General features: G+C 40.9%; 10 protein-coding genes. 2 read left to right on the plus strand and 8 right to left on the minus strand.

What is annotated here, in order from left to right; all coding sequences use genetic code 11:
* Positions 1-83: 83 nt before the first annotated feature.
* From NRL14_RS18430 to lrp, 7 genes are all read right to left on the minus strand, one after another.
* Positions 84-905: a restriction endonuclease gene (locus NRL14_RS18430; protein WP_306725326.1), complete on the minus strand. Its 822-nt coding sequence runs from the start codon at positions 903-905 to the stop codon at positions 84-86.
* 359 nt (positions 906-1264) lie between these two features.
* Complete coding sequence (serS, locus tag NRL14_RS18435) at positions 1265-2569, minus strand: serine--tRNA ligase (RefSeq protein ID WP_002962971.1); 1305 nt, start codon at positions 2567-2569, stop codon at positions 1265-1267.
* 9 nt (positions 2570-2578) lie between these two features.
* A complete protein-coding gene (gene crcB / locus NRL14_RS18440) occupies positions 2579-2959 on the minus strand; it encodes a fluoride efflux transporter CrcB (RefSeq protein ID WP_021032117.1) in 381 nt (126 codons plus the stop codon).
* Positions 2952-4295: a replication-associated recombination protein A gene (locus NRL14_RS18445; protein WP_306725327.1), complete on the minus strand. Its 1344-nt coding sequence runs from the start codon at positions 4293-4295 to the stop codon at positions 2952-2954. Before NRL14_RS18445 ends, crcB begins: the two co-directional genes overlap by 8 nt.
* Entirely contained in the window at positions 4288-4914 is a 627-nt protein-coding gene (lolA, locus tag NRL14_RS18450; RefSeq protein WP_149605851.1) for an outer membrane lipoprotein chaperone LolA, read from the minus strand. Before lolA ends, NRL14_RS18445 begins: the two co-directional genes overlap by 8 nt.
* Positions 4911-7412, minus strand: coding sequence for a DNA translocase FtsK (locus NRL14_RS18455; RefSeq protein ID WP_306725328.1), 2502 nt, complete (start codon positions 7410-7412; stop codon positions 4911-4913). The genes lolA and NRL14_RS18455 overlap by 4 nt, the downstream gene beginning before the upstream one ends.
* Before the next feature lie 171 nt (positions 7413-7583).
* The gene (gene lrp, locus NRL14_RS18460; protein WP_033014887.1) at positions 7584-8063 is read right to left on the minus strand and encodes a leucine-responsive transcriptional regulator Lrp; all 480 of its coding nucleotides are present in this window, start codon (positions 8061-8063) and stop codon (positions 7584-7586) included.
* Positions 8064-8205: 142 nt separating this feature from the next.
* Between lrp and ald the strand changes: the two genes are divergently transcribed.
* Entirely contained in the window at positions 8206-9327 is a 1122-nt protein-coding gene (ald, locus tag NRL14_RS18465) for an alanine dehydrogenase (RefSeq protein ID WP_007375670.1), read from the plus strand.
* 119 nt (positions 9328-9446) lie between these two features.
* Here ald and pssA read toward each other — a convergent pair whose 3' ends face one another.
* Positions 9447-10772: a CDP-diacylglycerol--serine O-phosphatidyltransferase gene (pssA, locus tag NRL14_RS18470; protein ID WP_306725329.1), complete on the minus strand. Its 1326-nt coding sequence runs from the start codon at positions 10770-10772 to the stop codon at positions 9447-9449.
* 287 nt (positions 10773-11059) lie between these two features.
* On the opposite strand from pssA, the gene trxB reads away from it, so the two are divergent.
* Positions 11060-12010 (plus strand): thioredoxin-disulfide reductase, encoded by a 951-nt coding sequence (gene trxB, locus NRL14_RS18475; protein WP_149605848.1) that lies wholly within the window; start codon positions 11060-11062, stop codon positions 12008-12010.
* The last annotated feature ends 56 nt before the right edge of the window (positions 12011-12066 follow it).

A 12066-nucleotide genomic window follows, 5' to 3' on the forward strand; every position in this document is an offset into this window, starting at 1 on the left:
AGGGATCACCGCTGTTAAAATTTGCGGTGGAAAGTGAGCTTTAGCGCTTGCTGTCCACCTCAGGGCGTGTTGTTAGGTATTTATTAACCTAAACCTATATGACTCTTCCAAGCTGGCTCATCATCAGTTGATTTATATAGTTTCAATATTTCTTCAAACCTAGAAAAGTTGTATAACTCATAACTCTCTACGATTCCTTCTGAAACTGCTTCTTTAGAAGCATCTACCGCAGGAGTTGAAAATTTGTCTGCTGTAGATACATAGATTAGGTTTTTACTTTTCTTTAGTAAAGCCGCCCCCAAAAACTCACGAATAAAACTAACTGATTCAGTTTTCTTCAATTTTTTCCTTCTCTTGACTTGAACTACATTCGGTTTTTCTGAATCAATAAAAAACAAATCAATTCCACCATCACCAGACTTACCCATATGAGTAACGTCACAGTCAAAATGTTCGGAAAAAACAGATTGTACTAATTTTTCCATATTTTGATCGTGAATATGAATTACATCTTCAAATTTATTAGACAAGTATGTTTCAAGAACCTGGATTGGAACGTCTTTTCCACTTAGATCATATTTTCTAAGCACCGCATTTTTGATTTCTACTGAAATTGCATCTATGTCTCCAGTAGTCTCTTTATTGATTGTAGTTCTCCACCAGCCACACGAACTACAAGTACTCACATTTTCTTTAATCTCATAAAAACCACCACTTAACCAGTCAGGCCGATCAAATGATTTATTTGTATATGCAATTGAAGTCGATATTTTACAGAATGGACAAATATCCTTTGGTGTGTTGTAAAATAAATGTCTATTGCTATTCATATTTTGGATTTCAGGGTCTCGATCCTGAAATCCATCTTCCTGGAGAAATTGACTATAATCTAAAATCTTCTTCATACTTTGCTAAATACCTAACAACTTTGTATCCGACATTTGTCGCTTTATAAACCGACAAATGTCCAAATATTACAAAGGTTCTAATTTAACCAGCTAATAAGGACTTGTAAACAACTAGTTAGCCGATATTTAAGTTTCCTTGATGTAGAAATACCCCAAAATGGTAGAGATCAGTAATATCGGACAAAAAAGTAATGAGCCATAAAAATAGGTGTAAGCGATATTATTAATAAGATAACTTACATTTTTCTCTAAGCTTTTGCCTTTAACCTAAAACAAAAAAGCCGCTGTTCATTACAAACAACGGCTTTCGAATTAAGATTTACAAGCTTCAAGCTTGCTTAACTTAAACTTGATTTTTATTGTTTACCAATTACTTCAAGTCCACCCATGTATGGGCGTAAAACCTCTGGCACAACAACTGTACCATCGGCTTGTTGGTAGTTTTCTAGTATCGCTACTAGTGTACGGCCAACGGCTAAGCCTGAACCATTTAGTGTATGTAGTAACTCTGGCTTTTTAACACCTTCACGACGAAAACGTGCTTGCATTCTACGCGCCTGAAAGTCAGCCATGTTTGAACATGATGAAATTTCGCGGTATGTGTCTTGCGCAGGTAACCATACTTCTAAATCGTATGTCTTAGCTGAGCCAAAGCCCATGTCGCCCATACATAAAATTACTTTACGGTACGGAAGTTCAAGCGCTTGTAGTATTTGCTCTGCGTGACCTGTTAACTCTTCAAGCGTTGCCATTGAGTCTTCTGGTTTTACAAGTTGTACAAGTTCAACTTTATCAAACTGGTGTTGACGAATTAAGCCACGTGTATCGCGGCCATAGCTGCCGGCTTCACTTCTGAAACACGGCGTGTGTGCAACTAAACGAATTGGTAAATCGCTTTCATCGTAAATTTCGTCACGGGCGCTGTTTGTAAGCGGTACTTCAGCTGTAGGAATTAAGCTAAAGCCGGCTTGTTGTTCGCCGTCGTCATTTACAAGGCCTAATGTGTGGAATAAATCGCCCGCAAATTTAGGTAGTTGGCTCGTGCCGTAAAGGCTTGCGCTATTTACTAGGTACGGTACATACATTTCTGTGTAGCCGTTTTTATCAGCGTGTGTATCTAGCATAAATTGCGTTAGTGCACGGTGCATACGCGCTACTTGGCCGCGCATTACTGTAAAGCGTGCGCCACTAATTTTAACGCCCATTTCAAAGTCTAAGCCGTTTAGGTCTTGGCCTACATCTACGTGGTCTTTTACTTCAAAATCGAATTTTTTAGGTGTGCCCCACGTTAAAATCTCAACGTTGTCGTCTTCGTCTTTACCCGCGGGTACTGACTCGTCTGGCAAGTTTGGAATTGCTAAAGCAATGTCGTTAATGGCGGCTAATACTTCATCTTGCTCAGTTTTAGCGGCATCTAGCTCACTGCCTAAGTTAGCCACTGCATCAAGTAGTGGCTGTGCGTCTTCGCCTTTAGCTTTGGCTTGACCAATTGCTTTTGCGCTTGCATTACGTTGACTTTGAAGTTCTTGCGTTTTTACTTGTAATGTTTTGCGTTTTTCTTCAAGTGCCGTTACCGTCGCTACATCGAGTTCGTAACCGCGCGCCGCTAAACGTGCTGCAGTTTGTTCGATGTCTTGACGTAAAAATTTAGAATCTAACATGTTAGTTTTTTAACCTTTTTGCATTACTAGCTGAAGGCCCAGCCAAGCCATAAAAATACACACCATCACGTTTAAGATGATATTGAGGGCCATTTTAATAAAGTGACCTTGTTGTAATAACAACAACGAGTCCATTGAGAATGTTGAAAAGGTGGTTAATGCACCTAAAAAGCCAATACCGATAAGGGTTTTGGCGGGGCTTGCGGTGATAATTTCTTTATCTATCAAACCGTACAAAATGCCCATTAACAATGAACCCAGAATATTAACCGTCAACGTGCCAAAAGGGAATCCCCTACCGAGGAGTTTTAGCATGCTTTCGCTAATAAAAAACCGTAAACACGCACCTGAGGCTCCGCCAAGGGCGATCATCATATAAAGTTTAATCATTTTCGTATCGTTTAAGTGGGCTTTGTGCATCGCGCTCTTTTAGGTAATCGAGTTTTTGTTTAATTTTTTGCTCAAGGCCGCGCTCGCTCGGTAAGTAATATTCTTTGCCCTCCATTTCAGGTGGTAAGTATTTTTCTCCTGCGGCAAATGCGCCTTCTTCGTTATGCGCATAACGGTACTCAGCGCCATACCCTAAGTCTTTCATTAAATTAGTTGGGGCATTACGTAAATGCTCTGGTACGGGATAACTTGGCTCGTTTTGAGCGTCTGCTTTTGCTTGATTAAACGCCATATACACCGCATTACTTTTAGGTGCACTGGCTAAATACAATGTGGCTTGTGCAATTGCACGCTCGCCCTCGCTTGGGCCTACTCGCTGAAATATATCCCACGCATTTAAGGCTACTTCCATCGCACGCGGATCGGCGTTACCTATGTCCTCTGTAGCTATGGCAAGTAAACGCCTTGCTACATACAAAGGGTCGCCGCCACCGGCTAAAATTCGGCAATACCAATACAACGCTCCGTCGGGGGAGCTACCTCGTACTGATTTATGAAAGGCCGATATTAAATCGTAAAACTCATCGCCGCCTTTATCGTATTTAGCTAAATGCGTTGGTAGCACTTGGCTAAGTACGTGCTCGTCTACGTTGTATTGACCGTTTTTCTCGGTTGTTAAATCAACCGCTTGTTCAAGTAAATTAAGTACTTTACGCGCATCGCCGCCACTTGCTTGGCACAGTGCCTGTTTGGCGTTGTCGGCAATAGTGATGTGCTTTTGGCTTAGCTGCTCGTCTTGTTTAAGTGCACGTTCTATTACGGTATATAAGTCGGTATCGGCAAGCGATTTTAAAACATACACGCGCGCACGCGACAATATAGCGTTGTTAAGGGCAAACGATGGGTTTTCTGTGGTTGCACCTACAAATATAAAGGTGCCGTCTTCTATGTGCGGTAAAAAGGCATCTTGTTGGGATTTATTAAAGCGATGAACTTCGTCAACAAACATAAGGGTGCGTTGGCCACGGCTTTCTAGGTTGTCCCGCGCTTGCGTTACGCTATCGCGTATATCTTTTACGCCTGCGGTTACCGCTGACATTTGAATAAGTGAGGCATCAGCATGGTTGGCAATTATTTGCGCAAGCGTTGTTTTACCAACACCGGGCGGGCCCCATAAAATTAAACTATGGCATCGCCCTGCGACAATAGCTTGATGCAGTGGTTTATCAGCGCTTAATAAATGCTGCTGACCAATGTATTCATCAAGCGTTGTAGGGCGCATACGCGCGGCAAGTGGGCGTACATCGGGCCCAAAATTAAAACCTAAATTACTCACCTTTACTCTGATCGTCTATTTCAACACCTTCAGGAGGCGTAAATTCAAAAGTGCTTTTATCAAGCGGCGCATTAACTTGTGCATCATTAAATGTAAATGACGATAGCTGCCCTGAATTGTCGGTAACTACTAATTTAGCAAGGCCTTGCTCATTACCTGCAAAGGTTATATCAAGTTGTTCTACTTGGCTTTCTACGCCTTTATTTGGTGTTACGCTAAAACCTGTATTTGTTGCAAGTACGCTGTACTTTTCCCATTGTGCTGGATCTTTTGAGGTAAGTAACACAAACGGTGTTGAATCGATTAAACCGCTGGTTTTCATAATTGTTACTTGTTCAGCAAAGCTGTCGAAGTAATAAGTTTTATCACCGTTTGATACAAATAACGTATCGTCTGGGTTTGTTTGCTGCCAGCGAATCATCATAGGCTGTTGAAGCGCTATTGTGCCCTCGCCTTGCATAACTGCTTGGCCTTCTTTGTCTGTTACTTGTTGTGCAAACTGCGCTTTAAAGCTTTTTAAAGTGGCAAGTTGGTCTTGTAATGCTTGGCTGTCGTCAGCAAAGCTTGGTGCGGCAAGTACGCTGCCTAATACTAATAATAAGGCGTTAACTTTTTTCATGAATTTGCTCCATTAGGCACTAATACATCGCGAGCACCGTTATGACCTGGTGAACTCACGATACCCGATGTTTCCATTTGTTCTACTAAACGTGCTGCGCGGTTATAGCCAACACGTAATTTACGTTGCACTGACGATACCGATACTTTGCCGGTTTCAATTACAAACGACACAGCTTCGTCGTATAACGGGTCTGATTCTTCATCTGCGTTTTCGCTAGCTTCACCTGGTAATAAAATATCTTCACTGGCATCACCATTGAGTATTTCATCAATATAATTTGGTTTAGCACGCGCTTTCCAATCGTTTACTACGGCATGTACTTCGTGGTCGTCTACAAATGCGCCGTGCACACGCTCTGGTACGCTAGTGCCTGGCGGTAAATAAAGCATGTCACCCATACCTAGTAAGTTTTCGGCGCCTTGTTGGTCAAGTATTGTCCGTGAATCTATTTTGCTCGATACCTGAAACGCCATACGTGTTGGGATATTAGCTTTAATTAAGCCGGTAATTACATCAACCGACGGACGCTGCGTAGCAAGCACTAAGTGAATGCCTGCCGCACGTGCCTTTTGGGCTATACGTGCAATAAGTTCTTCTACTTTTTTACCTACAATCATCATCATGTCGGCAAATTCGTCTATTACTACAACAATACTTGGTAATTTACCTAGCTCGTCGGGGCCTTCTTTCATGCCATCGGTGTCTTTAAATAATGGATCAAGAATTGGGTAACCCGCTTCATTGGCTTCAAGCACTTTTTGGTTGTAACCTTTTAAGTTACGCACACCCAATGCTGACATTAATTTATAACGACGTTCCATTTCACCTACACACCAACGCAGTGCGTTAGCGGCTTCTTTCATGTCGGTCACTACTTCACACAATAAATGCGGAATGCCTTCATATACTGAAAGCTCAAGCATTTTAGGGTCAATCATGATCATACGTACATCGTCAGGACCCGATTTGTACAGCAAGCTTACTATCATGACATTAACGCCCACTGATTTACCCGAACCGGTTGTACCGGCCACCAATAAGTGTGGCATTTTACCTAAATCAGCACATACCGGCTGACCGGCAATGTCTTTACCAAGCACCATGGTAAGTGGCGACGGATTTTGCTCAAATTTAGGGGCGTTTATTACTTCTGATAAACGAACTATTTCACGGTGTTTATTTGGAAGTTCAATACCAACATAGGTTTTACCTGGAATAACTTCTACAACACGTACACTAATTGCCGAAAGCGAACGGGCTAAATCTTTAGCCAAGCCCGTAATTTTAGACACTTTAATACCTGGCGCTAAATCTAGCTCAAAACGCGTAACAACGGGGCCTGGGTATACTGCTACTACGGTTGCTTGTACGTTAAAGTCGAGCAGCTTTGTCTCTACTAGGCGCGATACTGTATCGAGTTCTTCTTGCGAAATTGGGTTTTTAGCTTTGTCCGGTCTATCGAGTAAATCGAGTGACGGTAATGGCCCCGGTGGTGGCTCTTGCGTTAATAATTGCTCAAATTTTTCTTTTGCTGTTGGTGGTGGCTGATAGGCTGCTTTTGGCTTAGGCATTGGCCTTGCTGGTGATACAACCGTTGTAACTGGCTTTTCAGGTTCTACAACTTGGCTTTGATCAAGTGCATTTAATGCAGCAGCCGTGTCCATTGGCTCGTCGTCTATGGCGCTAAAGCCAATTTCTTGATCGAGTATATCGTCGAGTTCATCAAACGGCATAAAGTCATCACTAATTTGTGGCTCGCTAAATGGCGTTTGCGGTTTGTTAATTGCTTTTTGTTTATCTGCTTTTTTAGCCGATGTAGGCAGCTCTATTTGCTCTTTTATATCGTCTTCAAAATGGGCGTCTACTTCATCGTTATTATTTACTGTACCTGCAGCGTGTTCTCGGTGCATCCAGCCTTTTGCATACGACACGATAAAACGATAAAACCTAACCATTAAATCGCCAAGATAATCAACAAAATCAACCCACGATACACCCGTTAATAAGGTAAGCCCTGCAAAAAAGAAACACAGCAATAATATAGATGTACCGGTAAAGTTAAATGCAGGCATCATGGCTGATGCAATAACATCGCCCACTACCCCACCAGAAGAGAAGTTATAAATATCGTCAAAGTTGATACTGCTAATAGCGGTAGCTGAGGTAATAAATAAAGCAAAACCAATAACTCGCAGCGCTAAAGTAGTGTAATCAAGCTGTAAAATGCGGTGAGGTTGTTTAAATAACAAGTAGCCAAATAATTGAATGGCAGCAGGTACTAAATAAGCCAACCAACCAAAAGTAAGTAATAAAATGTCAGCTATCCATGCACCAGCTGTGCCCGTAATATTTTTTACGTTTCTAAATTCACCAGTTTGCGACCACGAAGGATCAACTGGATCAAAGCTGATTAAGGCACATAAAATAAATATTGCTGTAAAGGTACTGATAATCAGCCCTGTTTCTAATAGTCTTTGCACACCGTTTAGGCGCATAGTTCCCTATTCCTCTTTATTATTCTATTTTATTCACACTTACTTAGCAGTGAAATACCTTAGCAGGAAATGCAATTTGTTGCACTTTATCTTAACCTTGATGGCCTGATTATGAACACGTTTTTATAATTTAGGCAGATAAAAGCAAATGTCAGCCTATTATAAATACTGTTAAGCAATATACGGGCGAATAATTACACCTTCTTCACCTTTTACTTCTTCCATTACTACATAAGTACGGCTTTCACTTACATTTGGAAGTTTCAATAGTATGTCGCCTAATACGCCACGGTATTCTGACATATCATTTACGCGTGTTTTAAGTAAAAAGTCGAAATTACCCGACACCAAATGGCATTCTATAATTTCTTCATGCTTTTTTACAGCAGCACTGAACTCATCAAATACATCGGGTGATGTTTTGGTAATTGTTACCTCTACATACACCGATAAACCTTGCCCAAGCTTAGCAGGGTCGACCACTGCTTTGTAACCTAATATGTAACCTTCTCGTTCTAGTTTTTTTACCCGTTCGAGACAGGGCGTGGCGCTTAGGCCAACTCGTCTGGCCAGTTCAACATTGGAAAGGCGTCCATCATGTTGTAATTCCATCAAAATTTTCCGGTCAATTCTATCTAATAACTGATGCATAGTACCAACTAGTTTTTTATGCTGTTTATTTTTATTATTTAGATAATAACACTAGAACCCACTTTAAAAAAGGTGAGACACACTGGCTTATGATGAATATAATAGTGAAAAATGTTAATCCGTTCTTAATAAGGCAAATGTTATGATTATTGGTGTACCTAAAGAAATTAAAAACCATGAATACCGTGTAGGTATGGTTCCTGCGAGTGTTCGTGAATTAGTAAACCACGGTCACCAAGTGATTGTAGAAACTGATGCAGGCATGGGGATTGGTTTTACTAACGAAGACTACACACAAGCAGGTGCTGAAATTTTAGCAACTGCTGCTGATGTTTTCGCTAAAGCCGACATGATTGTAAAAGTAAAAGAGCCACAAGCTGTTGAACGTGCAATGTTGCGTGAAGACCAAATCCTTTTCACTTACTTACACCTTGCACCTGATCTTCCACAAACTGAAGACCTTGTAAAAAGCAAAGCTATTTGTATTGCATACGAAACTGTAACTGACTCTCGCGGTGGTTTACCGCTTCTTGCGCCTATGAGCGAAGTGGCTGGTCGTATGTCTATTCAAGCTGGTGCACAAGCGCTAGAAAAATCTAACCACGGTCGCGGCATGCTATTAGGTGGCGTACCAGGTGTTGAAGCAGCTAAAGTTGTTGTAATTGGCGGCGGCATGGTTGGTCGTAGCGCAGCTCAAATGGCTGTTGGCCTTGGTGCTGAAGTTGTGGTTCTTGATCGTAACATCGACGTATTACGTGCACTAGACGCGCAATTTGGTAATAAAGTAAAAGCTATTTACTCAACTGCTGATGCACTAGAAAAACACGTACTAGAAGCTGATTTAGTAATTGGTGGCGTACTAATCCCAGGTGCAGCTGCACCTAAACTAGTCACTGCAGAGCACATTAAAGCAATGAAACCTGGCTCTGCAATTGTTGACGTTGCAATCGACCAAGGTGGCTGTATTGCTACCTCTAAAGCAACGACGCATGCTGATCCTACTTTCATCGTTGATGAAGTTGTTCACTACTGTGTTGCTAACATGCCAGGTGCTGTTCCACGCACATCTACGTTTGCACTTAACAATGCAACATTGCCTTTCATCATTAACCTTGCAAATAAAGGTTATAAAAAGGCGCTACTAGATGACGCTCACTTCTTAAAAGGCTTAAACGTAATTAAAGGCCAAGTAACTTACAAAGAAGTAGCACAAGCGTTCAACATGGAATATGTTGACCCACGCACAGCGGTAGAAAACGCATAATTTAGCGTTTTGTAGTTAGGTTGGTATTAAGCAATGTAGCTACCTAACTACAACCCATAAAAAAAGCAGCTAATTAGCTGCTTTTTTTATATTTAAATTTCAGATTTAGATAAACTGGTTTAGATAAAACGCTTGATTATAAAATCTACTTTTACACGCTTAGCTTGGCCAAGTAGTTTTTTAACTGGCTGCGGGTAATCATCCATCGTTTCTAAATCATCTGGGCCTGTTAAACGGCGACAGTGTTGTAAAATTTCATGCTTTTCGTTATCAATGGCATCCATAATTGTTTGCTCTGGATCTTCTATTAAAATACCATTTTCGATATCAAGGCCCCATGCACGTGGATTTAAGTTATGCCCGCTCAGTAAATGTTTTGTTCTATCTGAACAAATACCTTTTAAATGAAACGAATTACTTCCATCTTTCCACAAATACACATTTAAATTGCCGTTATCGATATGGCGTTTTTGCGTTTTTACAAACTTATGCAAAATAGTTTCGTATAAATAAGGTAGTGCCCCTATTTTACTAAACGGCTCACTTGGCGGTAAATAAAAGTCATTTGCTGTTTTATCGCCTACCACAATAGTCACTTGTTTGCCTTGCTTTAATAAACGGCGCAGTGATCGCATAAGCGGCGCCGGAAAATTAAAGTATGGCGTATACAACACAAGCTCTTGCTCTGTGGTATCAAATAACGCTTTTATTAAACGATTTAATTCGTTATTACGACGGCCAAGCCCCAAAAATAAACGAATACCTAATGCTTGCGTATTTAGTTGCTCTGCTGCGTTATAACTGGCGGCCTTTAAATCACGCATTAATTGCTTTTGGTCAAGTTTGAAGTCGTGTAAACGTTTAAGCGGTCGTGTGTCTATGCGTGGCACAGCAACGGAGCTAATTAGCTTTGTCTCAATAAAATCAACCACTGAGTCACACAGCTCGCTCTGCGTTATTAAAAAGTAACGGTCGAGTCTGTAACGCTCGTTATACTGCAAATACACGTTGTTTAAGCTTGCGCCGCTGTAAAGTAAGGTATCGTCAATGACAAACCCCTTTAAATGCAATACGCCAAATAATTCTTTAGCTTTTACAGGTACGCCATAAACTTGTACGTTCGATTTAAACTTTTCTAAATCGTCACAGTATAAACTTGCATTGCCGTCAGACTTCTCTGCACCAATAAGACCACGTTGCGCACGATGAAAATCCACCAGCACTTTTATTTCAAGTGCTGGGTTTGTTAATGACACACGATGCAAAGCTTCTAAAATTTCGCGACCTGCTTCGTCATCTTGTAAATAAAGCGCTGTGATATAAATTCGTTTTTTTGCGCTACAGATCAAACGTAGCAATTGCGTTCGGTAATCTTGCGCATTGGTTAAGACGTTAACGTCTTTTGAAGTCAACCCGAATGCGGGTTTTTCCTGCCAAAATAACATAGTTGCCTATTCACTTGGGTCACATGATTTATCAGTGACAAATAAAATTAGGTAAAACATAACAAAAAAAATCAAAGTGGTCATGAATTAACGTTGTTTTGTTGCCTGTTAGTCTATTTATTGAGCTACTTTACTTTATTAAACGCAAAAGCCACAATCTCTAGTACACAATACTGCACAGCTTTTCGATTTGCTAAAAAAAATAATCTCGGATTTTGTTTACTTCTGCCTTGTTTTTCTTAGAATCGAGCGCATTAAAGACCGTATCAAACGTTTAGGAAAAAATAATGACTGAAGCAAAACATTGTAAGCTACTAATTTTAGGCTCTGGCCCAGCTGGTTATACTGCCGCAGTATATGCAGCACGTGCAAATTTAAACCCTGTTTTAATTACAGGCATTCAACAAGGTGGCCAATTAACAACCACGACTGAAGTTGAAAACTGGCCTGGTGATGCACACGGCTTAACAGGTCCTGCATTAATGGATCGTATGAAAGAGCACGCTGAACGCTTTGAAACTGAAATTGTGTTTGATCACATTAATAAAGTAGATGTATCTAAGCGCCCTTTCACACTAACTGGCGACCAAGGTACTTACACATGTGATGCGTTAATCATTGCAACGGGTGCGTCTGCTAAATACTTAGGCTTAGAGTCTGAAACTAATTTCCAAGGCCGTGGTGTTTCGGCATGTGCTACATGTGACGGCTTTTTCTATAGAGGTCAGAAAGTAGCGGTTGTTGGTGGTGGTAATACGGCGGTTGAAGAAGCGCTTTACTTATCTAACATTGCTGACGAAGTACATGTTATTCATCGTCGTGATAGTTTCCGCAGTGAAAAAATACTTGCTGACCGCCTTGCTGAAAAAGCAGCAAACGGTAACGTTGTAATGCATTACAACCGCACGCTTGACGAAGTATTAGGCGACCAAATGGGTGTAACAGGCGTTCGTATTAAAGATGCACACTCTGATGCAACTGAAGAACTAGATTTAGCCGGTGTATTTATTGCTATTGGCCATAAGCCAAATACAGATATGTTTGTTGGCCAACTAGAAATGAAAGATGGCTACTTAGTTGTAGAGTCTGGATTGAACGGTAACGCGACTCAAACAAGTGTAGAAGGCGTTTTTGCTGCTGGTGATGTGTCTGACCACATTTACCGTCAAGCAATCACATCAGCGGGTACTGGCTGTATGGCTGCCCTTGATGCAGAACGTTTCTTAGATAATTTATAAGCAATTAAATAAATTATTATAGGGCTGATTATTCAGCCCTTTTTTTATGCCTAAAA

This window comes from Pseudoalteromonas sp. 20-92 (assembly GCF_030847595.1).
Lineage (GTDB): Bacteria > Pseudomonadota > Gammaproteobacteria > Enterobacterales > Alteromonadaceae > Pseudoalteromonas > Pseudoalteromonas fuliginea.

Excerpts from the sequence above, each read along its gene's own strand:
- NRL14_RS18430 (WP_306725326.1), bottom strand. The coding sequence starts at position 905 with ATGAAGAAGATTTTAGATTATAGTCAATTTCTCCAGGAAGATGGATTT.
- serS (WP_002962971.1), bottom strand. The coding sequence starts at position 2,569 with ATGTTAGATTCTAAATTTTTACGTCAAGACATCGAACAAACTGCAGCA.
- crcB (WP_021032117.1), bottom strand. The coding sequence starts at position 2,959 with ATGATTAAACTTTATATGATGATCGCCCTTGGCGGAGCCTCAGGTGCG.
- lolA (WP_149605851.1), bottom strand. The coding sequence starts at position 4,914 with ATGAAAAAAGTTAACGCCTTATTATTAGTATTAGGCAGCGTACTTGCC.
- NRL14_RS18455 (WP_306725328.1), bottom strand. The coding sequence starts at position 7,412 with ATGCGCCTAAACGGTGTGCAAAGACTATTAGAAACAGGGCTGATTATC.
- lrp (WP_033014887.1), bottom strand. The coding sequence starts at position 8,063 with ATGCATCAGTTATTAGATAGAATTGACCGGAAAATTTTGATGGAATTA.
- ald (WP_007375670.1), top strand. The coding sequence starts at position 8,206 with ATGATTATTGGTGTACCTAAAGAAATTAAAAACCATGAATACCGTGTA.
- pssA (WP_306725329.1), bottom strand. The coding sequence starts at position 10,772 with ATGTTATTTTGGCAGGAAAAACCCGCATTCGGGTTGACTTCAAAAGAC.
- trxB (WP_149605848.1), top strand. The coding sequence starts at position 11,060 with ATGACTGAAGCAAAACATTGTAAGCTACTAATTTTAGGCTCTGGCCCA.